The 23,293-nt window shown below is 63.0% G+C and carries 24 protein-coding genes and 2 pseudogenes; 5 read left to right on the top strand and 21 right to left on the bottom strand.

Annotated elements, in window-relative coordinates:
• The 12 genes and pseudogenes from EOA75_RS08690 to EOA75_RS35560 form a co-directional block, all read right to left on the bottom strand.
• A pseudogene (locus EOA75_RS08690) lies at positions 1–168 on the bottom strand (arylesterase); the annotation flags it as partial.
• A complete protein-coding gene (locus EOA75_RS08685) occupies positions 165–581 on the bottom strand; it encodes a hypothetical protein (protein WP_127324078.1) in 417 nt (138 codons plus the stop codon). The gene EOA75_RS08685 and the pseudogene EOA75_RS08690, both read right to left, overlap by 4 nt.
• 15 nt (positions 582–596) lie before the next feature.
• Positions 597–1,961, bottom strand: coding sequence for a pyruvate dehydrogenase complex dihydrolipoamide acetyltransferase (locus tag EOA75_RS08680; protein ID WP_095780465.1), 1,365 nt, complete (start codon positions 1,959–1,961; stop codon positions 597–599).
• Positions 1,962–1,979: 18 nt separating this feature from the next.
• The gene (locus EOA75_RS08675; protein WP_127248193.1) at positions 1,980–3,371 is read right to left on the bottom strand and encodes a pyruvate dehydrogenase complex E1 component subunit beta; all 1,392 of its coding nucleotides are present in this window, start codon (positions 3,369–3,371) and stop codon (positions 1,980–1,982) included.
• Between the two features lie 13 nt (positions 3,372–3,384).
• Entirely contained in the window at positions 3,385–4,431 is a 1,047-nt protein-coding gene (gene pdhA / locus EOA75_RS08670; RefSeq protein WP_127324077.1) for a pyruvate dehydrogenase (acetyl-transferring) E1 component subunit alpha, read from the bottom strand.
• Between the two features lie 178 nt (positions 4,432–4,609).
• On the bottom strand, positions 4,610–4,933 hold the full coding sequence (locus EOA75_RS08665) for a septum formation initiator family protein (protein ID WP_066989670.1): 324 nt from the start codon (positions 4,931–4,933) through the stop codon (positions 4,610–4,612).
• Between the two features lie 167 nt (positions 4,934–5,100).
• Positions 5,101–6,375 (bottom strand): phosphopyruvate hydratase, encoded by a 1,275-nt coding sequence (gene eno, locus EOA75_RS08660; RefSeq protein ID WP_127324076.1) that lies wholly within the window; start codon positions 6,373–6,375, stop codon positions 5,101–5,103.
• 391 nt (positions 6,376–6,766) lie between these two features.
• Complete coding sequence (locus tag EOA75_RS08655) at positions 6,767–7,132, bottom strand: PRC-barrel domain-containing protein (RefSeq protein WP_066989666.1); 366 nt, start codon at positions 7,130–7,132, stop codon at positions 6,767–6,769.
• Between the two features lie 79 nt (positions 7,133–7,211).
• The gene (kdsA, locus tag EOA75_RS08650; protein WP_127324075.1) at positions 7,212–8,054 is read right to left on the bottom strand and encodes a 3-deoxy-8-phosphooctulonate synthase; all 843 of its coding nucleotides are present in this window, start codon (positions 8,052–8,054) and stop codon (positions 7,212–7,214) included.
• Positions 8,051–8,926 (bottom strand): VOC family protein, encoded by an 876-nt coding sequence (locus EOA75_RS08645; RefSeq protein ID WP_127324074.1) that lies wholly within the window; start codon positions 8,924–8,926, stop codon positions 8,051–8,053. Before EOA75_RS08645 ends, kdsA begins: the two co-directional genes overlap by 4 nt.
• A gap of 70 nt (positions 8,927–8,996) precedes the next feature.
• Complete coding sequence (locus tag EOA75_RS08640; RefSeq protein ID WP_066989660.1) at positions 8,997–9,287, bottom strand: Dabb family protein; 291 nt, start codon at positions 9,285–9,287, stop codon at positions 8,997–8,999.
• A 105-nt stretch (positions 9,288–9,392) separates the two neighbouring features.
• Positions 9,393–9,527, bottom strand: coding sequence for a hypothetical protein (locus EOA75_RS35560; RefSeq protein WP_259979787.1), 135 nt, complete (start codon positions 9,525–9,527; stop codon positions 9,393–9,395).
• Positions 9,528–9,786: 259 nt separating this feature from the next.
• Here EOA75_RS35560 and EOA75_RS08635 point away from each other — a divergent pair, with 259 nt between their 5' ends.
• Positions 9,787–10,083, top strand: a complete 297-nt coding sequence (locus EOA75_RS08635; protein WP_095825439.1) for a hypothetical protein — start codon at positions 9,787–9,789, stop codon at positions 10,081–10,083.
• A 29-nt stretch (positions 10,084–10,112) separates the two neighbouring features.
• Here EOA75_RS08635 and EOA75_RS08630 read toward each other — a convergent pair whose 3' ends face one another.
• On the bottom strand, positions 10,113–12,086 hold the full coding sequence (locus EOA75_RS08630) for a bifunctional 2',3'-cyclic-nucleotide 2'-phosphodiesterase/3'-nucleotidase (RefSeq protein WP_127324073.1): 1,974 nt from the start codon (positions 12,084–12,086) through the stop codon (positions 10,113–10,115).
• 129 nt (positions 12,087–12,215) lie between these two features.
• Complete coding sequence (locus EOA75_RS08625) at positions 12,216–13,481, bottom strand: NAD(P)/FAD-dependent oxidoreductase (protein WP_127216617.1); 1,266 nt, start codon at positions 13,479–13,481, stop codon at positions 12,216–12,218.
• A 175-nt stretch (positions 13,482–13,656) separates the two neighbouring features.
• Here EOA75_RS08625 and EOA75_RS08620 point away from each other — a divergent pair, with 175 nt between their 5' ends.
• Positions 13,657–14,316 (top strand): 5-formyltetrahydrofolate cyclo-ligase, encoded by a 660-nt coding sequence (locus tag EOA75_RS08620; RefSeq protein WP_095800688.1) that lies wholly within the window; start codon positions 13,657–13,659, stop codon positions 14,314–14,316.
• A gap of 106 nt (positions 14,317–14,422) precedes the next feature.
• Here the strand turns inward: EOA75_RS08620 and EOA75_RS08615 are convergent, their stop codons facing one another.
• The gene (locus EOA75_RS08615) at positions 14,423–14,896 is read right to left on the bottom strand and encodes an Lrp/AsnC family transcriptional regulator (RefSeq protein ID WP_059188527.1); all 474 of its coding nucleotides are present in this window, start codon (positions 14,894–14,896) and stop codon (positions 14,423–14,425) included.
• Between the two features lie 213 nt (positions 14,897–15,109).
• Here EOA75_RS08615 and ald point away from each other — a divergent pair, with 213 nt between their 5' ends.
• Complete coding sequence (gene ald / locus EOA75_RS08610; RefSeq protein ID WP_127324072.1) at positions 15,110–16,225, top strand: alanine dehydrogenase; 1,116 nt, start codon at positions 15,110–15,112, stop codon at positions 16,223–16,225.
• A 504-nt stretch (positions 16,226–16,729) separates the two neighbouring features.
• Here the strand turns inward: ald and EOA75_RS08605 are convergent.
• From EOA75_RS08605 to EOA75_RS08585, 5 genes are all read right to left on the bottom strand, one after another.
• Positions 16,730–17,197 (bottom strand): DUF1203 domain-containing protein, encoded by a 468-nt coding sequence (locus EOA75_RS08605; RefSeq protein WP_127248188.1) that lies wholly within the window; start codon positions 17,195–17,197, stop codon positions 16,730–16,732.
• 364 nt (positions 17,198–17,561) lie between these two features.
• Positions 17,562–18,125, bottom strand: coding sequence for a GNAT family N-acetyltransferase (locus EOA75_RS08600; RefSeq protein WP_067321624.1), 564 nt, complete (start codon positions 18,123–18,125; stop codon positions 17,562–17,564).
• Positions 18,126–18,130: 5 nt separating this feature from the next.
• Positions 18,131–18,982, bottom strand: coding sequence for a 3-mercaptopyruvate sulfurtransferase (gene sseA / locus EOA75_RS08595; RefSeq protein ID WP_127239787.1), 852 nt, complete (start codon positions 18,980–18,982; stop codon positions 18,131–18,133).
• Positions 18,983–19,028: 46 nt separating this feature from the next.
• Positions 19,029–19,772, bottom strand: coding sequence for an alanyl-tRNA editing protein (locus EOA75_RS08590; RefSeq protein ID WP_127324071.1), 744 nt, complete (start codon positions 19,770–19,772; stop codon positions 19,029–19,031).
• On the bottom strand, positions 19,772–20,806 hold the full coding sequence (locus EOA75_RS08585) for a cysteine synthase A (protein WP_127324070.1): 1,035 nt from the start codon (positions 20,804–20,806) through the stop codon (positions 19,772–19,774). Before EOA75_RS08585 ends, EOA75_RS08590 begins: the two co-directional genes overlap by 1 nt.
• Positions 20,807–21,000: 194 nt before the next feature.
• Between EOA75_RS08585 and EOA75_RS08580 the strand changes: the two genes are divergently transcribed.
• Entirely contained in the window at positions 21,001–21,846 is an 846-nt protein-coding gene (locus tag EOA75_RS08580) for an SDR family oxidoreductase (RefSeq protein WP_127324069.1), read from the top strand.
• Between the two features lie 163 nt (positions 21,847–22,009).
• Positions 22,010–22,999 (top strand): alpha/beta fold hydrolase, encoded by a 990-nt coding sequence (locus tag EOA75_RS08575; RefSeq protein WP_127324068.1) that lies wholly within the window; start codon positions 22,010–22,012, stop codon positions 22,997–22,999.
• 65 nt (positions 23,000–23,064) lie between these two features.
• On the opposite strand, the pseudogene EOA75_RS08570 reads toward EOA75_RS08575, so the two are convergent.
• Positions 23,065–23,293: pseudogene (locus EOA75_RS08570) on the bottom strand (pseudouridylate synthase); the annotation flags it as partial.

Raw genomic sequence — 23,293 nt, 5'->3', positions numbered from 1 at the left:
GTCAAAGGCAGTGGTGCGGCCGTTCAGCCCTTCGGCGATCACCTCGATGCCGTCGCCCAGCGCCGTCTTGAGCACGCTTGGCCAGCGGTCCTCCAGCGCAAGGCGCCCGAGGCTGCCAGCGTCGTAGCCCCAGGTCAGCGAGTCGCCATAGCAGAGAATTGTCTTCATGCGGTTGTCCCCCAGCCGAATGCCGCCGCCGAGCGCTTGAGTTGCCAGCGCGGCCATTGCACGATGATCGCCGCTACGCGCGGCAGGATCAGCCCGGAAACGATCGAAAGGTCATTTGCGGTCGCCCGGCTCTCGGCCGGCACCGAAAACGTGCAGCCCACCAGCGCCAGCAGCCCGAGACAGAAAAGCGCAAGCAGCAGCCACAGCATCCCGCCGAGCGCCCGCACCGGCTTGCCTCGGAATTGAACGAGGAAGAAGCCGACCGTGACCACAACGACGATCATCACCGTGGCCGCGAAGACCAGAATGCATTCCTCTATCGCGCCGGTGATGACCGCCAGCTCTTGAACGACAAGTACGCCGGCCAGACCGGAAAGAATGAAGGCGAAAAGGCTGGTGAAGAAATTCCGCACCGCCTTTTTCCCTTCCTACACCAGCATGCCCATCGGGTTTTCGATCATGCGCTTGAAGGCGCCGAGCAGCTCCGCACCGAGCGCGCCGTCGACGGCGCGGTGATCGGTCGACAGCGTCACCGACATCATGGTCGCGATCTTGATCTCGCCTTTCTTCACGATGGCGCGCTCCTCGCCGGCGCCGACCGCAAGGATCGTGGCGTGCGGCGGGTTAATCACGGCGGCAAAATCCTTGACGCCGAACATGCCGAGATTGGACACGGCCGTGGTGCCGCCCTGGTACTCTTCGGGCTTCAGCTTGCGGCTGCGGGCACGGCTTGCCAGATCTTTCATCTCATTGGAGATGACGGACAGCGTCTTTTCGTCTGCGTGGCGGATGATCGGCGTGATCAGGCCGCCGGGGATCGAGACGGCGACGCCGACATCGGCATGCTTGTGCTTGACCATGGCGTTGTCGGTCCAGGAGGCGTTGGCGTCCGGCACCGCCATTAGCGCCATCGCCATCGCCTTGATCACCATGTCATTGACCGAGAGCTTGTAGGCCGGGACCTCGCCCTTCTCGGTTTTCCGCATTGGGGCCGCGGCGTTGAGCTGCGTGCGCAGCGCGAGCAGCGCATCGAGCTCGCAGTCGAGCGTCAGATAGAAATGCGGAATGGTGCTCTTGGCCTCGACCAGCCGGCGCGCAATGGTCTTGCGCATATTGTCGTGCGGAACGAGTTCGTAAGAGCCTTCCGCGAACAGCTTCAGCACCTGATCGTCCGACATCGGCTTCGGCGCCGGGGCAGGAGCGCCTGCGGGCGCACCGGCAGGAGCCTTGCCGGCAGGCGCAGCCTTGGCGCCGCCGGAAGCGATCGCCGCCTCGACATCGGCCTTCACCACGCGGCCATGCGGACCGGAGCCACTAAGCCCCTTCACGTCGACACCGGCATCCTTGGCGATGCGGCGGGCAAGCGGGGAGGCGAACACGCGCTCGCCGCCGGCGTGGCCGTTGGCGACCGGTGCAGGCTCGGCCTTCGCCGGCGCGGCCGCCGGCTTCGGCGCTTCCTTGGGCGCCTCGGCCTTCGCAGGGTCTGCTTTCGGAGCCTCCGCCTTGGGCGCCGCACCGCCATCGCTCTTTGCGGCAGCACCGGCGTCCTCGCCTTCGCCTGCCAGAATGGCGATCACCGCATTGACCTTGACGCCTTCGGTGCCTGCCGGGACGACCAGCTTAGCGACTGTGCCCTCATCGACCGCTTCGACTTCCATCGTCGCCTTGTCGGTCTCGATCTCCGCGATCACGTCACCGGGCGCAACATGATCGCCTTCCTTGACCAGCCACTTGGCGAGATTGCCCTCTTCCATCGTGGGCGAGAGAGCCGGCATGGTGATGTTGATTGGCATGTTGTCCTCCCGACCGGCTCAGCGATAGGTGACGGCTTTGACCGCCTCGACGACCTCGCCGACATTGGGCAACGCCAGCTTTTCGAGGTTCGCCGCGTAAGGCATCGGCACATCCTTGCCGGCGATCGTGATGACCGGCGCATCGAGGAAGTCGAAGACGCGCTGCGAGACTTGGCTGGCGATGTGATCACCGACCGAGCTCTGCGGGAAGCCTTCCTCCACCACGACCAGCCGGTTGGTCTTCTTAACCGAAGCGATGATCGTATCGAAGTCGAGCGGACGGACGGTTCTCAAATCGATGATTTCGGCATCAATGCCCATGCCGCGCAGTTCGGCCTCGGCCTTGACCGCATAGGTCATGCCGATGCCAAAGGAGACGATGGTGACGTCCTTGCCCTGCTTGTGGATGCGCGCCTTGCCGATCGGCAGCACGAAATCGTCGAGCTTCGGCACGTCGAAGGATTGGCCGTAGAGAATTTCGTTCTCGAGGAAGATGACCGGGTTCGGATCGCGGATCGCAGCCTTGAGCAGGCCCTTGGCGTCGGCTGCCGTGTAGGGCATCACCACTTTCAGGCCGGGGATATGGCTGTACCAGGCGGCGTAGCACTGCGAGTGCTGGGCGGCGACGCGGGCGGCAGCACCGTTCGGGCCGCGGAAGACGATCGGGGCGCCCATCTGGCCACCGGACATATAGAGCGTCTTGGCGGCCGAGTTGATGATCTGGTCGATCGCCTGCATGGCGAAGTTGAAGGTCATGAACTCGACGATCGGCTTCAGGCCCGCCATCGCCGCGCCCACGCCGACGCCGGCAAAGCCATGCTCGGTGATCGGAGTGTCGACAACGCGGCGCGGACCGAACTCCTGCAGCAGGCCTTGCGTGATCTTGTAGGCGCCTTGGTATTCGGCAACTTCCTCGCCCATGACGAAGACATCGCCGTCGCGGCGCATTTCCTCGGCCATCGCGTCACGCAGCGCCTCGCGCACCGTGGTCGAGACCATTTCGGTGCCGGCAGGGATGTCCGGATCGGCCGCGACTTCCGCCTTCGGCGCGGCGGCGACTGGCGCAGCCGCTTCGCTTTTGGCCGCGGCGGGCGCCGGTGCCGGCGCGGCCGCTTCAGCCTTGGGCTCTTCTTCGCCGATGCCTTCGCCGGCCTTGTCTACGTCTTCGCCATCGACCGCAAGCACGGCGATCAGCGCGTTGACCTTGACGCCTTCGGTGCCGGCCGGAACCACGATCTTGGCGAGCGTGCCTTCATCGACGGCTTCGACCTCCATCGTCGCCTTGTCGGTCTCGATCTCGGCAATGACGTCGCCGGCGACGACCTTGTCGCCTTCGTTCTTCAACCACTTGGAAAGATTGCCCTCTTCCATCGTCGGCGAGAGAGCGGGCATGAGAATTTCGATCGGCATGTCCTTGCCCTCCTTAGAGTACGATGTCGGTCCAGAGCTCGGACGGATCCGGCTCGGCGTCGTGCTGGGCAAATTCGGCGGCGTCGGCGACGATGTCGCGGACCTCCTTGTCGATGGCCTTGAGATCGTCTTCGCTCGCCCACCTCTTATCGATCAGGCGCGCCTTGACCTGTTCGATCGGGTCGTGCTCCGAGCGCATCTTCTGCACTTCTTCCTTGGAGCGATACTTCGCCGGGTCGGACATCGAATGCCCGCGATAGCGATAGGTCTGCATCTCGAGGATCAGCGGGCCGTTGCCGGCGCGGCACCATTCGGCGGCGACGTCGCCGGCTGCCTTGACCGCGCGAACGTCCATGCCGTCGACCTGCATGCCGGGAATCCTGAAGGAAGCGCCGCGGTTGGAGAAGTCGGTCTCGGCGGATGAGCGCGACACCGATGTGCCCATGGCGTAGCGATTGTTCTCGATGATGTAGACTACCGGCAGCTTCCACAGCGAGGCCATGTTGAAGCTTTCATAGACCTGGCCCTGGTTGGCGGCGCCGTCGCCGAAATAGGTCAGCGAGACATTCTTGTTGTCGCGGTAGCGGTTGGCGAAGGCCAGGCCTGTGCCCAGCGACACCTGCGCGCCGACGATGCCGTGGCCGCCATAGAAATGCTTCTCCTTGGAGAACATGTGCATGGAGCCGCCCTTGCCTTTCGACAGGCCGCCACGGCGCCCGGTGAGCTCGGCCATGACGCCGCGCGGCGACAGATCCATCGCCAGCATGTGGCCATGGTCGCGATAGGCGGTGATCATCTGGTCGCCCTCGATCAGCGCCATCTTCATGCCGGTAACGACGGCCTCCTGGCCGATATAGAGGTGGCAGAAGCCGCCGATAAAGCCCATGCCGTAAAGCTGGCCCGCCTTCTCCTCGAAGCGGCGAATGAGCAGCATGTGCCGGTAGGCGGAGAGCTCTTCTTCTTTGGTGAAGTCGGCTGGCTTGGGGGTGGAAAGGGCCGACGATTTGCCGTCGGATCTGGATTTGGACTTGGCAGGCGCTTTTCTGGCGGCGGTGGCCATACATCACTCCCTGTTGGCGTCTCTTCGCGGACATTCAAGGGAGAGCGACCCGTCTCCCCACCGATTTGAGCGAGGCTAACACGCAAGAATGCAATGCGCCATGCTGAAAAATGCATGGCTGACATGCATCCTAAGCGATTGGAATCATTGCAAATAAGTTCTATTAACCGAAATTCGGTTATTTTGCCGAAGCCGGCAGCATGATGGTGATTTCGTCCGGATGGGACAGATTGAGCGCCTTTCGGGCCTGCTCGTCAAGCATGTCCTTTTCCAGCGTGCCTTCATGCATGAGCTGGACACGACGTTCGAAGTCGATCCGGCGCGCCTTGACCGCGTCGAGCTGAGTCTGGAGTTCGGCCGCCTGGGCCTGCAGCCGATATTTGGAGTAGATGCCGAACTCACCGTGATAGGCATGGAAGCCGAAATAGGCGAGAAACAGCACGCAGAGCGACGGAACGATCAGCTTGCCGGTGTTTCTCTGCTTGTGCTGACGTGTCCACATGACCCGACCCCTTTCGGCCGCGAGCGCAAGCGGCTGTTCGAGTCTTTTTTCGCCCGATTGTGCTTAATGGACGGTTACGGTCGGCTGGACTGAGACTTGCCGAAACAAAAAGAGGCGGGGGAACCCGCCTCTCCGCCTCTTTCAACAACCAAGACAGTTCGTCCGGATCAGCCCTTGACCACCGACTTGCCGGCGTAGCGCGCCTGCCGGCCGAGCTCTTCCTCGATCCGGATGAGCTGGTTGTACTTGGCCATGCGGTCTGAGCGCGACAGCGAGCCGGTCTTGATCTGCCCGCAGTTGGTGGCGACGGCGAGGTCGGCAATGGTCGAATCCTCGGTCTCGCCCGAGCGGTGCGACATGACGGCGGTGTAGCCGGCCTTGTGGGCGGTCTCGACCGCGTTGAGCGTTTCGGTGAGCGAGCCGATCTGGTTGACCTTGACCAGGATCGAGTTGGCGACGCCCATGCGGATACCGTCGCGCAGTCGCGCCGTGTTGGTGACGAACAGATCGTCGCCGACCAATTGGGTCTTCTTGCCGATCAGATCGGTCAGGTATTTCCAGCCCTCCCAATCGTCCTCGGCAAGGCCGTCCTCGATGGTGACGATCGGATAATCGGAAGCGAGCTTGGCGAGGTATTTGGCCTGCGCCTTCGGATCGCGGGTCTTCTTCTCGCCCTCATAGACGTAGTTGCCGTCCTTGAAGAACTCAGTCGCCGCGCAGTCGAGGCCGAGCGCCACGTCCTCGCCCGGCTTGAAGCCGGCCTTCTCGATCGATTCCATGATGAAATCGAGGGCCGACGGCGCGCTCTTCAGGTTGGGGGCGAAACCGCCCTCGTCGCCGACATTGGTGTTGTGGCCGGCATCCTTCAGCTTCTTCCTCAGCGTATGGAAGATTTCAGAGCCCCAACGCACGCCGTCGCGCAGCGTCGGCGCGCCGACCGGCAGGATCATGAATTCCTGAAAGTCGATCGGGTTGTCGGCATGAGCGCCGCCATTGATGATGTTCATCATCGGCACCGGCAGGATGTGCGCCTTGGCGCCGCCGACATAGCGGTAGAGCGGCAGCCCGGCGGCCTCGGCGGCGGCCTTGGCCACCGCCAGCGACACGCCGAGGATGGCGTTGGCGCCGAGCCGGCTCTTGTTCGGAGTGCCGTCGAGCTCGATCATCGTCTGGTCGATATGGATCTGGTTCTCGGCTTCCATGCCGCCGATCGCCTCGAACAACTCGCCGTTCACGGCCTCGACGGCGCCCTGGACTCCCTTGCCGAGATAGCGCGGCCCGCCGTCGCGTAGCTCGACCGCCTCATGCGCGCCGGTCGAGGCGCCCGACGGAACGGCGGCGCGGCCCATCGAGCCGTCTTCCAGCACCACGTCGACCTCGACGGTCGGATTTCCACGGCTGTCCAGGATTTCACGCCCGACAATGTCGATGATGGCGGTCATTGCGATGTCCCCGATTGATCGATTGAAGCGTCGCGCCCCTCTTAGCCAAAGCCCGGCAAAAGGCAATTGGGCGGTCCGCAATAATTGCCGGCGACAAGATTCACGAAGCGCAAATCTTTGTCATCATTAGTCATGCGCGCGACTCGCCCTTCTGATTTATGGTCGTGTTTGCGCGGGGCGAAACACGAGGAGTTTCGCCATGTCCCAGTTGAGCGGTATCGTGAGTTTGTTCCTGATCGCGGCGGCGTTCCTGACGTCCTGCGACACCCAGAAGCCTCAGCAGAACACCACGGAGCTATCCACCCTTCGGACCGCTGAATAGGTTCCTCAACGCTCGAAGGCCCCCGGATCCGGGGGCCTTCTCGATTCTGAAGGCAGCCGATCAGGCCGATCAGTGCCAGTAAGGCTTCACGTGGTAGTATTCGAAAGATGCGTCGCGGGCCGCTTCACCATCGGCGCCGGTCAATTCCTCGATCGAGTAGGCCGGTGCCGCCTTGAGCTGTTCCTTGGTGAAAGGCACGACGTAGCCGCCCATGTTTTCATCATAGTCGAGGCTTGCCCACGGAATGGCGTGATACTTCTCGCCCATGCCGAGGAAGCCGCCGAAGCCGATGACCGCGAACATGATCCCGTTCGACATCTTGTCGAGCATCACGTCCTCGATGCTGCCGATGCTGTCGCCGGCGGTGTTGTAGACCGAGGTGCCGATGACGCGCGAGGCGGCAATGGCTTCGGTGTGGCCAGACGGAGTGGTCATTGTTGTGCTCCTCTCATTTGCTTGTCCGTTGTGGACAATGAGGGGAGCGGGCGAAGGTTCCAGATTTTCGGCTGCCCTGCTACGGCCTCTTGGCGATCCGATCGAACGCCATCAGCCTTTCCAGCAATGCGGGAAGATTCTTCAAGGGCACCATGTTGGGGCCGTCGGAGGGGGCGTTGTCCGGATCCTGGTGGGTTTCGATGAACACGCCGGCAACGCCGATCGCCACGGCGGCGCGCGCGAGGGTCTCGACAAAGCGTCGTTCGCCACCGGTCGAGCCGCCTTGCCCGCCCGGCTGCTGCACGGAATGGGTGGCGTCGAAGATCACCGCCGCGCCGATCTCGGCCATGATCGGCAGCGCTCGCATGTCCGACACCAGTGTGTTGTAGCCGAAGGAGGCGCCGCGCTCGGTGACCAGCACGTTGGCGTTGCCGGAACCGGTGACCTTGGCGACGACATTCTTCATGTCCCATGGCGCCAGGAACTGACCCTTCTTGACGTTCACCACCTTGCCGGTGCGCGCCGCCGCAATCAGCAGATCCGTCTGCCGGCTGAGAAAGGCCGGTATCTGCAGCACATCCACATGCGGCGCGACCAATGCGCATTGCTCCTCGGTGTGGACGTCGGTCAGCACCGGCAGTCCGAACTCCTTGCGCAGGTCGTCGAAGATCGGCATCGCCGCCTCGATCCCGGCACCGCGCGCGCCGCCGAGCGAGGTGCGGTTGGCCTTATCGTAGCTCGTCTTGTACACCAGCCCGATACCGAGCCTTGTGGTTAGTTCCTTCAGTGCGCCGGCCATGTCGAAGGCGTGCTGGCGCGACTCGAGTTGACAGGGGCCTGCGATCAGCGACAAGGGCGCATTGTTGGCGAAAACCACCTTGCCGACGCTTACCGCGGCATTGGGCGCAAGGGGCTCGCTCATGGGATCTCCCGAAAGATGAAGGCCGCGCCCTGACCGGGTGCCGGCGGCACGACGACATCGTCGTCGCTCATGTTGTGCTCTGTGGCGTTTGCCGCAAGTAGCTGGGTAGCTGCGGCGACGCTGCGAACCGCAAAGATGACGGCCGCAAATCGCAGGTCCGAAGGCTGCCTTGCCGAAGCACCGAACCGTGCGGCAAAAGCGTCGGGCGTCAGAACGGCCAGGGTCGCGTTTGGCAGGTCAGTCCTGTCGCCGTCGCTCGCGTCCTGGCCGGCAGCGATCGATATCAGTCCCCTCTGGCTCGAAGGCTCGTCGCTCACCGCCACGATCTCAACGATGCCGGTCACGCCATTGGCATGTGCCTGCAGTGCGGTGCGGTCGATCTGCGGCGCGTTGATGCGCTGGCAGGCGAACAGGAAGGCGTCCGGTGCTTTTCTATCGGCCGCGAATGCCAGTTTGAACGATGCCGTGTCGCTTTTGCCCGTGGTGTCGGTGAAGGCGCGCGAAAAGCTCAACATGTTGCCAGCCGACAGCCCCGCTTCGACATAGCGCGCGTGGTCGGCATCTGCATCGGCGGTCCCGAAGACGACCGCGGAGAAGCCCTCGTCGTCAAGCCTGCTGCGGTAAAGGCGGTCGCGCGCGACGAAGACGTTGCCTTCGCCCATCGCCCGATCGGCCGTTTTGTCATCGCCGACGGCCAGCGGTTCCAGATAGGTGCCGTCGGTGAAGAAGACACAAGCGTTCTCGGTCCCGAAAGGATGGACGCCGGTCGGGGCGACGACGAAGCCGAGCGACGAGAGGCGCTGCCTTGCAATGTGGAGGCTCCGCGTGGGCAGAACGAGATGGTCGAGCGGATGGGGCGGAGTTTTCGTCATGCCGGCGCGGTGTGCACCATTGCGGAAATCGGTTCAAGGCCTGGCGTCCAAGGCGAGCGGACGGCGCGGCTCAGGCGGCGGCCACGACGTCGGCCGAATAACGCAGCTCGCGCAACGGTTTAACCCTGCCTGTCGTCTCCGCATAGATCGGATGCGCCCTGTATGCTGCGAGCGCTGCCTCGTCCTCGAATTCGGCATAGACGACCACGTCGATCGCGTTTGAGAACAGATCGACCTTGGTATTGAGCGTCACCTCGAAGTGTTTCGAATGGGGAATCTTGCCCAGTTCCTGCAGCCCTGACCGGACGGCCTCCACATCCTCCTTGCGCCGCACGCTGAAGAAAACGATGTGCCGGATCAAACCCAGCCTCCTTGATCGACGGATGAACGCGTTTTGTGGGAGCAAGGCCGTCGCGTCAACCGGCAACGATGTCGCGCCCGCTATTTGAGCGGCAGCGTCGGGGCCTCAGGCAGCGCCGGTGACGTAACGCACGATGCGCGACATCTCCCTGACGGTCGCGTCGAGATATTGGCCCTGGTTGTAGAGGCCGTCCCAGATCAGGAAGAACGTGATGGCGACGATAACGATCACATAACGCATGGCTAAAGCTAGCGTATGTCCCCAAACCGAACCAGAGCGCCTTCACGGCAATCGTTCCAATTCACTGCTTTGTAATCGACGCACCTTTCCGGCGTCATGGGACCCAGCGCCGGCTACCTGGAGAGCTGCGGTGCGAGCACAAATGTCTCATGCGAACATGATGCAACCGCGATCGGACATCCGGCATTTTTCCGGCTGTCCGGCGCCGTCACTGCATCCTCGGGCGAGCGCCGAGCGTCGTTCGCAACAGGAGGCTTCCTTGAACCGCACCGTAGCCGTCGCCGTGCTGCTGCTTGCCGTGATCTCGGCAAGTGCCGCTGAAGCAAAAGTATCCTTGCCCACAGTCACCAATGACCCGCTGGGCGCGCTGACTGCCCCGACGCTGACACCGGGGGCCAGCGACCTTGTCAACAACACGCCGACATCGACCATCCAGGAGATTCGCCACCCGAGAGGAATGGCGCCGCTGACCGTGCCCAGCGATCCGCTCGGCACGTCGATCCAGCCGGCCTTCCCCGGGCCACTCACCACGCCCGCGACCACCCCTTCGCCTTAGCCAAATCAGGCCGGCCCGGCCGCGCAACATCAAAGGGTAATGCGGTATTTGGCAAACCCCGCCTCACCCTCGCCCGCCGGCTCGATCTTCAGCGACTTCACCTGACCGATGAAATCCTTGGCCCTGGGTCCGGTCTCGAAGACAACGCTGGTTCCAGGCAGCGGCGCGAACGACCAGTTGTCGTCCGCCGACGGATTGATCGTGCCCTCGCTGATGACGTAGCGCACGATCACGTCGCGGTTGGTGTCCGGCGCCTCATAGATGATCTTCGAAGCATTGATATCAGGGAAATTGCCGCCGCCGCCAGCGCGGTAGTTGTTGGTGGCAACCACGAATTTCGCTGCCGGATCGAGCGGCTTGCCGCCGAATTTAAGATCGACGATGCGGCTGGAGCCGGCATTGGCGACGGCGCCCTTCGTATCGTATTTCGGTGGCTGCGACAGGTCGATCTTGTAGGTGATGCCATCGATGACGTCGAAATTGTAGGAGGGGAACTCGGTGTTGATCAGCGGCTGATCCGCCTTCCCGGGCTCGATCCTGTTGAAGATGCCGGCCGACATCTCCAGCCATTCCTTGACTTGCGAGCCGGTGATTTCGACCGCGCGCACGGTGTTCGGATAAAGATAGAGATCGGCGACGTTCTTGATGGCGATATCGCCGACAGGGACGTCGGTAAAGTAGTCGGCGCCGTTGCGGCCGCCTGCCTTGAACGGTGCCGCCGCAGAGAGGAGTGGCACGTCCTTCCACTCTGTGCTCTTCAGAATATCCTTGAGATACCAGCTCTGCGCCTGATTGACGATCTGCACCGATGGATCGTCGGCGACCAAAGCGAAATAGGAATAGAGCGGCGCGGACGTCTTGCCGACGGGGCGGCGGACATAGGCGAGCGTCGCCTCGTGATCCTGCTCGAGCGCCGCGATGATGCGCTTGTCGTCGCCGACCGTAGCCTTGTTCTTGCTGTCGACCCGCTCATAGATCGGCCGCGCCTCGGAGGCGGCCGAGACGACGCGCCATTTCGAGCCGTCGCGCTCAAGAAGCAGGTCGATCAGGCCCATATGCGAGCCCCAGAAGCCGCCCATCACCGCCGGCTTGCCCTGCAGAGTGCCTTTTTCGGTGTCGACGCCTTCCAGCGCCTGGAAATCCTTCTTGCCGGGGAAGACGAGATGCTGGTGCCCGGTGAAGACCGCGTCGATGCCTTCGACGCCGGCGACGAAGAAGGAGGCGTTCTCCATCATTTCGCCCTGCTTGATATCGATGCCGGAATGCGAAAGCGCAATGACGATGTCGGCGCCCTCCTCGCGGATTTGCGGTACCCAGGCCTTGGCCGCCTGGACAATGTCGCGGGTCTGGACGTTGCCTTCCAGGTTTTTCAGGTCCCAGACCATGATCTGCGGCGGCACGAAACCGATCACCCCGATTTTGATCGGCTGCTCGGCGCCGGAACCGTCCTTGATCTTCTTGTCGAGGATGACATAGGGCTTGAGGTAGAGCTTGTCGTCGCGCGGGTTCGTGGCGAGCGTCGTGCCCCGGATCAGGTTGGCGCACACGAAGGGGAAATTGGCGCCGGCCAACACCTTGTCCATGAAGGACAGGCCGTAGTTGAATTCGTGGTTGCCGGGCGTCGAGCATTCATAGCCGAGCAGGTTCATGCCCTTCATGATCGGATGCAGGTCGCCGTCCTTCATGCCCTTTTCATAGGCGATGTAGTCGCCCATCGGATTGCCCTGTAACAGGTCGCCATTGTCGATCAGCATCGCATTGGTGGCCTGCTTGCGCACCCCGTCGATCAGCGAGGCCGTGCGCGACAGGCCCATCGTGTCGTTCGCTTTGTCGGCGTAATAGTCATAGGGCAGCAAATTCACATGGATGTCGGTCGTCTCCATGATCCTCAGATGCGCCTGATTGGCTGCGGCCCGGGCGGAGAACGGATGCAGCATGATCAGCGCTCCGCTGGCGGCGGCTCCGGCCAGGAATTCGCGGCGAGAGACGGGCAAAAGTGACATTGTTTTCCTCCTCTTAGACAACGCGACATGCCCTGCCCCTCAATCGGAACATGCCGCCGAAGGCATTTCGAGTCCATGTCTGTTGGATGTCTGTTGATCACGACACGGTGACGCGTCGATGAAAAGCAATCAGCTCTTGTCGTCGTCACCCTGAGTGATCAGGCGCGCGCTGCGCTGTCCGGTAAAATATATCCATAGCCAGCTGAGCGACACTGCGAGCCGATTGCGGAAATCGATCAGGAAATAAATGTGCGCTATCCCCCAGAGCCACCATGCGAGCCAGCCGGTGAGCTTGATCCAGCCGAAATCGATGGCGGCCGCGCGTTTGCCGATCGTCGCCAGGTCGCCAGCATGCTTGTAGCGGAAAGGGCGTGGCGTTGCGTCGCCATCGAGCCTCGCTTTGATCGTTGCAGCAACATGCCTGCCCTCCTGCTTGGCGGACGGCGCCACGCCCGGTACCGGCTTGCCGTCCGGTCGCAGCAGATGCGCCGTATCGCCGATAACAAATATCTCCGGGCTGCCCGGCACGGTGAGATCGGGCTCGACCAGCACCCTGCCCGCCCGGTCGGCGGGCGCTCCCAGCCATTCCGCCGCAGGCGAAGCGGCGACGCCGGCTGCCCATAAAATCGTCTTTGCCGGCAGGTAGGTATCGCCAAAGACGACGCCCTCGGCATCCAACTGCGTGACGGCACGGCCAAGCTCGACCGTCACACCAAGCCGCTCCAGCGCCTTTTGAGCATAGGCCGAGAGCTCCGGTGCGAAATTTGCGAGCACACGGTCACCGGCTTCGATCAGCACAACGCGTGCCTGCCGCGTGTCGATGTTGCGGAATTCGCCGCGCAGCGTGTCATGCGCAAGCTCTGCAATGGTGCCGGCAAGCTCCACGCCGGTCGGTCCGCCGCCAACGATGACCAGCGTCAGCAATGCCTGGCGCCTGGCGGGATCGGTCTCGCGCTCGGCTTGCTCGAAGGCGAGCAGGATGCGGCGCCGGATGGTGGTGGCATCTTCCAGCGTCTTCAGCCCGGGCGCGAATGGCTCCCATTCGTCATGGCCGAAATAGGCGTGGCGCGCGCCGGTGGCGAGCACTAGCGTGTCGTAGCCGACTGCGCTCCCGTCATCGAGCAGCACGCGTTTGCCTGCGCGGTCAACACCGATGACCGTACCCAGAAGCGTCGTCACGTCCTTGCGCTTGCGTAACAGATGACGGATCGGCCAGGCGATCTCGGAAGTCGCCAGCGCGGTGGTCGCCACCTGGTAGAGCAGCGGCTGGAACAAGTGGTGATTGCGCTTGTCGATCATGGTGATGCGCACCGGTGCGCCGGCCAGCGCGCGGGTAAGTTCGAGACCGCCGAACCCGGCGCCGACGATCACGACATGATGCTTGGCTTCGTCCATTTTCAGCCACCTCGCCCAAAGCAACCCGATTGCCTAGATGTAAGCATTTTTGTGCACCGCAACAACGCCACCGCTGGCCATGTCAGTGCCCGGGAGTCGTCGCCCGGTGTCGTGTACGCGCATGTCGCCCCCGGAACGCCGGGTATAGCGTGGAGCAGAACGATAGGAGTGGAGCATGTCTGACAATCGCGATGACGACGGCCCGGCGCAATACGCTTCGCCGCCTTGTTTCATGCATGAGCTCGACCCGGCCTATCAGATGCCGCTGTCCGACTGGACCGATGTCCGGCGCTGGCGCAAGGCGGAGCGTGAGCGGCTGATCGGCGCGCGGCTTGCGGTTTCCGCCGATGCACGCGCGGCAATGTCACAGCGGATTGCCGAGGGCCTCGATATGCTGGTCGGCAAGGTTGCCGGCCTTATGGTCAGCCTCTACTGGCCGTTCCGCGGCGAGCCGGACCTGCGCGGCTTTATGGCGTCGATCAATGCGCGCGGCGGCCGCACCGCGCTGCCCGTCGTCATCGAGAAGGGCCAGCCTTTGGTGTTCCGCGCCTACGCGCCGGGCGACCGGCTGGAGAAGGGCGTCTGGAACATCCCGATCCCGGCCGAGGGTGATCCTGTCCTGCCCGATATCGTGATCTCGCCGGTAGTCGGCATCGATCCCAGCAACTACCGGCTGGGCTATGGCGGCGGTTTCTACGATCGTACGCTCGCCGCCATGCCGTTCAGGCCGCTGGTGATCGGCGTCGGCTACGAATTGCAGCGCATTCCCACCATCTATCCGCAACCGCACGACATCCCGATGACCAAGGTGGTCACCGAGGCGGCCGGAGCCTAATGCAGTTCCAAGAAAAGTGTGTAGCGGTTTTCCGTCCGTAATTGCGCAAAGCAAAGAAATGAGCGGTTCGGGGTTCCCGTGAAACGATGCAACGCTCTGACTTCAGCTAAGCCATTTCGGGCCTCAACCCCACCGCCGTCCTGTCGACGATCTCGCGCAGGGCGAAGGACGAGTTGATCTTCGTCACATGCGGCATCGCCGACAGCCATTCCTTGTGGATGCGCTCATAGTCGGCAAGGTCCTTGGCCGCTATACGCAGGATATAGTCGTATTCGCCCGACATCAGATGGCAGGAAAGCACGTTCGGGCAGCGTTTGATCGCCGCTTCGAAATCGGACAGCGTCTTCTCGAACTGCCCCGACAGCGATATATGCACGATCGCCGTCATCTGATGGCCGAGCGCTGCATTCGACAGTCGCGCGTGATAGCCGCGGATGGTTCCGGATTTCTCCAGATTGTCCAGGCGCCTGGAGCAGGCCGACTGCGACAGCCCAACCTTTTCGGCAAGCGCTGCATTGGGGATCCGGCCATCCTTCTGTAAAGTCTCCAGAATGGCGATATCGATCCTGTCGAGCGGCATTTTTCGAGATTCCTGCGAATATTCCGGCTTTTTGCGCAACGATTATCGAAGACCGGACGCTGCCGCAAGTGCATTCGCAAACACATGCGGAACGATTCATGCTTCACTGCGCCTCATGCATGTCGCCCTAAAACTGCGCGGCGGTTTGGGATTGGCGGCATGCCCGGAAATGTCAGGGAGAGCGCCCTTTCAAGGGCCGGACAGGAGAAGAAGATGCGCGTCGGCTGCCCCAAGGAAATCAAGAACCATGAATACCGTGTCGGTCTGACGCCCGGCTCTGTCCGCGAATATGTCGCGCACGGTCACGAAGTGCTTGTCGAGGCTGGCGCCGGCGCCGGAATAGGCGCCGACGATAACGCCTATCGCGCCGCCGGCGCCACGATCGCCAAGACGGCCGCCGACGTGTTCGCCAAGTCGGACATGATCGTCAAGGTCAAGGAGCCGCAGCCCAACGAATGGGTGCAGCTGCGCGACGGCCAGATCCTCTACACCTACCTCCACCTCGCCCCGGATCCGGAGCAGACCAAGGGCCTGCTCGCTTCGGGCGTCACGGCGATCGCCTATGAGACGGTCACCGACGACCGTGGCGGTCTTCCCCTGCTCGCACCGATGTCGGAAGTCGCCGGCCGCCTGTCGATCCAGGCCGGCGCGACCGCGCTGCAGAAGGCCAATGGCGGCCGCGGCGTGCTGCTCGGCGGCGTTCCCGGCGTGCTGCCCGGCAAGGTCACCGTGCTCGGCGGCGGCGTCGTCGGCCTGCACGCTGCCAAGATGGCTGCCGGCCTCGGCGCCGACGTCACCATCATCGACCGCACGATCCCGCGCCTGCGCCAGCTCGACGACATTTTTGGCGGCCGTGTCCATACCCGCTACTCGACCGTCGAGGCGCTCGAAGACGAGTGCTTCTCGGCTGACATAGTCGTTGGCGCCGTGCTGATCCCGGGCGCCGCCGCACCCAAGCTGGTCACCCGCGAAATGCTCTCCGGCATGAAGAAGGGCTCGGTGCTCGTCGACGTCGCCATCGACCAGGGCGGCTGCTTCGAGACCTCGCACGCCACGACCCATGCCGACCCGACCTATGAGGTCGACGGCGTGATCCACTACTGCGTCGCCAACATGCCGGGCGCGGTTCCGGTTACCTCGGCGCACGCGCTGAACAACGCCACCCTGCATCACGGCCTGCAGCTCGCCGACAAGGGCCTGAAGGCGCTGGTCGACGACCATCACCTGCGCAACGGCCTCAATGTCCACAAGGGCAAGATCACCAATCGTGCCGTCGCCGAAGCGCTGGGTTACGAGATGGTCGAACCGAAGGCGGTGCTTGCCGCCTGAAATTATTTGTCACGCAATTCTGGACGGAACCGTTACAGACCTTTCCTGGAATTGCCCTCGATAAAAGCTTCCTTCTGTCGCCCGCCGGTTCTTCCGGCGGGCGTTTTTTCTCGTGTTCCAACCGGTCTTGCGCGAAGAGTCCGGGCAACAAAAAAGCGGAGCCAGAGCCCCGCTTCCTCGATGTTGCGATGTGCCGCCGGTCCATCCGCGGTCGGCCATCGATCAACGACTGCCCTTCTAGCGCGGTTATGCGACGGGAGTACGACAGCTGGCGGGGGACGTGCGGGCCGCCGCTCAGCCCTGCGAGCGAATCCGGTGCCTCTTGTGTGAAATGCTTCACATTCGGGACCCGAGAAACCCGCCTAAAGAGATTTCGCTACCTGATGGCTACGGTCGCCCTCGGTTCCGGTGAAAACCGGCCCCGCCGGCGGCTCGGGCCGAAGGCTTCTGTCACAGACTTCCAACGACCCGCCAGACCACCGGCGGGCATTTTTTTGCCGGCGATCAAGCTCGTTCGATGCGGCACTGGTAGCAATTGTTCCGTGCCGAGCGGACGTGAATGTAGGCTATGTCGTCGCGCTCGAACAAAGTCTCGGCGCGGGCCGCGATATCGCCGGTCGGGACGACGGCGCCGCTGCCGTAGACGATGCGGTCGTCCTTGCCATAACCGCGCACTATGTAGTCGCTGCTTTGGAGCATCTCGGGCAGTGCATCCGCCTCCGCGGGGCGTTGGCATTCGTCCGCATGCAGGAAGATCGGTCCGGTCTCCGCGTAAGGCTGAAGCTCCGGGAACGGCCGGTAGGCGAGGATGAGATAGCTATCGCCGGTTGCGACGTTCTTCATGCAATGCCGGCACGGCACGCCATCGCCGTCCGAAATACTTCGCTCTGGCGTGTGGCCGTAAGCGTCGGGCCCTCCCCGCTGTAAGGCGCGCACGGCTTCGGTCGGCAGGGCTTTGAACTGGATGCTCATGGCAAAATTCTCCGGTGTCCTTGGCCGGAAACTATGCCGAGCCGACAGCGTCTCCCACCCGATTCCTGCCAAGCGCTTCGTGCGTCGCTCGAAGCGCAGTATCGAATTACGAACCCGAAATCACGATACTAGACTTATCGGACTCGCGATGGACCGCGCTCCGCGCCATGATGATCGCAGAAGAAGGGTGCGGCGCGGCCGGCTGAGGTCGGCGATCCGAGCATGATACGGCCCGCAGCGACGATCCGGACGACCAAGGCGCCCCGCTGGGCTTGCAACGACACGTCGCTGCCGACCTTCGAGGGCCAGCCGCCGGTTGCGTAAGCGGCGTCGAGGCAGCCGACTGCGCCGCGCTTCCCCTTAGCTACGGCCGCATGACGCTTGCGGAGCGCTCGGCGAAGGTCAGCGGATGCACGACCTCTTTCTTCTGCGCAACCGGCGTAAAGCCAAGCTTCTGGTAAAGCGGCAGTGCCGCCGGGTGGTCGAGCGTGCAGGTCTGCACCGTGATGCGCTTCGGCCCATACGACCATGCAGCCGAGATGGCCGCACCCAGGAACCAGCGGCCGATACCCTGGCCGTGCGCATGTTCCATCATACCGAAATAGGCGAGTTCCACTTCCTCGGGCAGATGCGGCTTGAGGTCGAAGAAGCCGGCGGGAGAGCCGTCGAGGTAGAGCACGCTGATGTCGCGGTCCTCACGATGCAGGCCGGCGGCCAGTTCCTCGTCGCTTAGTCTAAGCACATTGACCCAGTGCCATTTGCGCCCGACGCGATCCATCAGGTAGCGGTAGAAATGCAGCGGAATGTCCTTGGTCCTCAGCAAGGCGATCTGCCGGTTGTAGGGCAGCGGGGGAGATGAAGCCGGCGGTGCGTGCATTTCGAGGAATGTGACCGTGACATCGATATCCTTCGGTCCACCGTTTTCCATCGCCGTCATTCCTTGCCCGTCACCACGGGCGTGTCGCTCAGCCCACCCCATTCGGTCCATGAGCCGTCGTACAGCCTGTTGTCGGTATGGCCAAGCGTCTCCAGCGCCAACGTGATCGCCGCCGCGGTGATGCCAGATCCGCACGAGGTGACGACCGGCTTTGTAAGATCGATGCCGGCCTCCTCAATGACCATGCGCAAGCGGTCCTTGGGTAGCAGTTCGCCATTCTCGGCAAGCGCGGCAACCGGAACATTGCGAGCGCCCGGCATATGGCCGGAACGGACGCCGGGACGCGGTTCGGGATCGGTGCCGGCGAAACGCCCGGGTGAGCGCGCATCGGCGATCTGGCTTTCTCCGCTTCCAACGATCCGGCGCATTTCGTCGAGGCTGACAACCCGGCTTGCATCGAAATCGGCATAAAAGACGCAAGGCGCGATCCGGGTCTGCTCCGCCGTCACGGGCCGCCCTTCCGCCTTCCAGCGGTCGAAGCCGCCATTCAGGATATAGACCTGGAAAACGCCCATGACGCGGAACATCCACCAGGCGCGCGGCGCCGAGAAATAGCCTGGACCGTCATAGATGACGATCGTGTCGTCGGCCGAAACGCCCATCGAGCCGACATATTGCGCGAAATATTGGGGCGACGCCAATGTGTGCGGCAGCTTGGAATCCGGGTCCGAGACGGCGTCCTGATCGAGGAAGCGCGCAGCTGGAATATGGGCGTCGTCATACTCGGCGCGGGCGTCGCGTTTCTGCGCCGGCAGGTACCAGGACGCGTCAATGATGGTCAGTCCTGGCGTTCCCAACCGCTTCTCGAGCCAATCCGCGTCGACGATGAATGGGCTGTCTTCGGCCATTTTTCCTCTCCTGCCCGCTCCTCGCGACTTTGGTAGGTGTTGCTCGTCAATTCGTCGGCATCGGCCCGAAGCGGATGCGGAAGCGCCTGTTCTCGCGGCCCTTCTTTTCGATCTTGCCGATATGGATCTCGCCGATTTCGCCGGTGCTCTTCACATGGGTGCCGCCGCAAGGCTGACTGTCGATTGAGGCATTCTCGCCGATGCAGACCAAGCGAATGCGGCCGGTGCCGACGGGCGGCCGCACGTTCTTCGATTTGACAAGCCCGGGATTGGCCGAAAGTTCCTCGTCGGTGATCAGCCGCGTGAAGACGGGATGGTTGGCCCGCACAAGCTCCATCAACCTCGCTGTCACGTCCTCCTTGCTGAAGCCGGCATCGGGAATGTCGAAATCGACGCGGCTGTCGTCCTCGGCGACCGCTGCCCCGGTGATCGGAAACGGGCAGACGACGGTGAGCAGATGACACGCGGAGTGCATACGCATCAGAAGATGCCGCCGCCGCCAGTCGATGTCGAGCTTCAGCTTTTCACCGACGGCCGGTAGGACCTGTTCAGGCGCCGGCACATGGATGATCTCGTCTTTGGTTTCGCCGGTGATGGCGGCGGCGATCGCGATGCGGCTGCCGTCGGCGCGCTCCAACATGCCCGTATCGCCTGGCTGTCCGCCCGACGTGGCATAGAAGATCGTGCGGTCGAGAAGGATGCCGCCGCGGTCATTGATGGCGACGACTTGCGCCTCCGCCGTGCTCAGATAGGCGTCGTCGCGAAACAGCGCTTCGGTTCTCTGCGCCATCAGGCCACCTTTTCGAACGGCACCGGGATGCTGGGTTTTTCGTCCATCCAGCCTGGGACCGGCAGGTTCTTGCTTCGCAGGAACTCGGGATTGAACAGCTTCGACTGGTAGCGCGTGCCGTAGTCGGCGAGGATCGTCACGATGGTATGGCCGGGGCCAAGCTCGCGCGCCAGCCGAATGGCGCCGGCGATGTTGATGCCCGTCGAGCCGCCGACGCACAGTCCCTCTTCCTGGATCAGATCGAAGATGATCGGCAATGCCTCCTCGTCCGGTATCTGGTAGGAGAAGTCCGGCGTGAAGCCGTCGAGATTGGCGGTGATGCGACCCTGGCCGATGCCTTCGGTAATCGAGCTGCCGTCGGCTTTCAGCTCACCGCTGGTATAGAAGCTGTAGAGCGCAGCACCCAACGGATCGGCAAGTGCGATCTTGACGTGCCTGCTCTTGGCCTTGAGCCCGAGCGCAACGCCGGCGAGCGTGCCGCCGGAGCCGACGGCGGACACGAAGCCGTCGACCTTGCCGCCGGTTTGGGTCCAGATCTCCTCGGCAGTCGTGCGGATGTGGCCGTCGCGGTTCGCGACATTGTCGAACTGGTTCGCCCAGATCGCGCCGTTCGGCTCCGACCGTGCCATCTGCTCGGCGAGCCGCCCCGAAAGCTTCACATAGTTGTTCGGGTTCTTGTACGGCACGGCCGGCACTTCGATCAGCTCGGCTCCCAGGATCTTGATCGTGTCCTTCTTCTCCTGGCTTTGCGTGTCGGGGATGACAATGACTGTCCGGTAGCCGAGCGCCTTGGCGACCAGCGTGAGGCCAATGCCGGTGTTGCCGGCGGTCCCTTCGACGATGACACCACCGGGCCTCAGCAATCCGCGATGTTCGGCGTCCCTGATGATGAAGAGGCCTGCACGGTCCTTGACCGATTGTCCCGGATTCATGAATTCGGCCTTGCCCAGGATCTCGCAGCCGGTTGCGTCCGAAGCCTTGTTGAGCCGGATCAGGGGGGTGTTGCCGATCGCTTCGATCACATTACGGGGCATGGGGATTCCTTTATGCGTGCGGCGAGACCCTAAAAACCGGAAGCCGCGGTTTCAAGGCAAGATTTTGCCTGGTCCAGTCGCATTCGGGACGCTGCAATGCTCCCGAGCATTTCAACGATGTCATCCAAAAGCGCTCTTTTCATCCCATTTCTTCGCCGCTAGAGCACTAGCCCAGATAATTCGCAGGACTTCCAATGACACTCTACCGGGCCAACCCGAAAGACGGTGTCGCCTGGATCACGGGCGGCAGCAGCGGCCTCGGCCGGGCGCTGGCCAAGGACCTGGCGAGGCAAGGCTATGCCGTCGCGGTGACGGCGCTGGCCAGCGATCCAGCCGATACGCTGCTGGTTGAGACCGCGCAGATGGCCGGCCACGTGAAATCCTTTCCCTGCGATGTGACCGACGAAGAAGGGATGGCACGCACTGTCGCGGCGATCGAGAAAGACATGGGGCCGATCGTGCTCGCCGTCTTCAACGCCGGCAACTACATCGCCACCCCCGGTGAGCATCTCGTGGTGCGCGATTTTCATCGTTCCTTCGCCGTCAATTATTTCGGCATCGTCAACGGACTGGTGCCTGCGGTCGACTATATGCGCACGCGAGGACGCGGGCATGTCGTCCTGGTCGGGTCGGTCACGGCCTATTCCGGCTGGCCGACCACCGCCGCCTATGGCGGCACCAAAGCGGCAATCAACATCCTGGCGGAATCGCTGAAATACGACTTCGACAAGATGAACATCCGCATCCAGGTGATGAATCCGGGCTTCGTCGACACGCCGCTGACCGAGAAGAACATGCTGCCGATGCCGGGCCTGATGCCTGTTCACCGGGCATCGCGCCGCATGGCGCGCGGCATCCGGAGGGGAGGCTTCGAAGTCACCTTCCCCTATCACATAAGCTGGCCGCTGAAGCTGCTGGGCCTGCTGCCGCGACCCGTAGGCCGACTGGTGATCGGGCTGACCACCAGCTGGCGGGGACGGCCGTTGTATTTCGACCGCAAGACGCCGGGCGAAAAAAGTCCAACGGACAAAGCGGTGTAAAGCGCCTCGCGCTGAAACGCATTCAGGCAACGCGCTTTATGCCTTTCTATGCAAGTCGTTTCGCAAAACCGTCGCAGGCTTTTGCACGACATCCGCTGATCCGGGAGAGATTGCCTCTCGGTGGGCACCGCCATAGGTTGAGAATTGTTGCTTGGAGTCGGTCATGGGGCGACGGATCTTGCTTGCGGTACTGGGTCTCGTCGTTATCCTCCTCTCAGGCTTTTACCTCGGCCCACGCGTGGCGGTCGATACGACGATCCGTTTCGATCCTTCGGCGATCGGCGACGATCCGCAGGCCTATCTGGCGCGCGAAGAAGCGGCCGTGCCCAATATCCGTGACGGGTTGGACAAGGAGATCATCTGGGCGAATCCGTTGGTTCACGCCAAGACCAAGCTTGCGATCGTCTACATCCACGGATTTTCGGCATCCAAGGGCGAGATCCGGCCGCTGCCGGACGACGTCGCCGGGGAGATCGAGGCCAATCTCTTCTACACCCGCCTGACCGGCCACGGGCAGGACGGCGCGGCCATGGCCGAAGGCAGCGTGAATGCCTGGATCAACGACTATGAGGAGGCACTGGCGATCGGGCGCGCGATCGGCGAGAAGGTGATCGTTATCGCCACCTCGACTGGCGCCTCACTGGCGACATGGGCTGCAGCCCAGCCTGGTGCTTCCGACGGCGTCGCGGCAATCGCGTTCATCTCGCCTAATTTCGGCGTCAAGGCGTCGGGCGCCGAGGTCCTTACCCTGCCTTGGGGCAGAGAGATTGCCGAGCTCGTCGGCGGCAGGGAGCGCAGTTTTCCGGCGCGCAATGCGCTGCACGAAAAATTCTGGACCACCAAATATCCGATCGCGGCGGCCTTGCCGATGGCTGCGCTCACCGAGCTCGCCTATCGCGCGCCGGTCGAGAAGGCGACCATCCCTGCCCTGTTCATCTTCTCGGATGCCGACAAGGTGGTGCGGCCGGACCGCACGCGCGAGGTCGCCGGCCGCTGGGGCGGTCCGCACGAACTGGTGCCGGTCGACGATACGGGCGATCCGGACAACCACGTCATTGCAGGCGATGCGCTATCGCCGCAGACCACGGGCTTTCTGACAGAGCGGATCGTGGTGTGGGTGAAGGCGCTGATGCAGCAGCAATCAAGTCCGTGAAACGAGAAACGGCCGGAGCGTTGCTTCCGGCCGTTATGCTGTTTCAATCAAACCTCGGTGGGACTTTAAGCGGCCCGGTTCGCCGGCCGCTTGCCGCCGAAGCGGCGCTTGTTGTTGCCCTTGAAGCGCTTGAAGCCGTCAGGCTTGTGCTCGCCATTCGGCTTGGCGCCCGCAGGACGTTCGCCTTGCGGCTTGGGCGCGAATTGGCGCTCGCCACCGGGCTTGCCGCCGAAGCGCTTCTTGCCGTTGTTGCCGCTGCCGGGACGGCGGCCATCACGACGGCCGCCATGGTGC

The sequence above is a fragment of the Mesorhizobium sp. M1A.F.Ca.IN.022.07.1.1 genome (genome assembly GCF_003997575.1).
GTDB lineage: Bacteria > Pseudomonadota > Alphaproteobacteria > Rhizobiales > Rhizobiaceae > Mesorhizobium.
The sequence above is the reverse complement of the archived record's forward strand: the minus strand, read 5'-3'. Positions and strand labels throughout refer to the sequence as shown.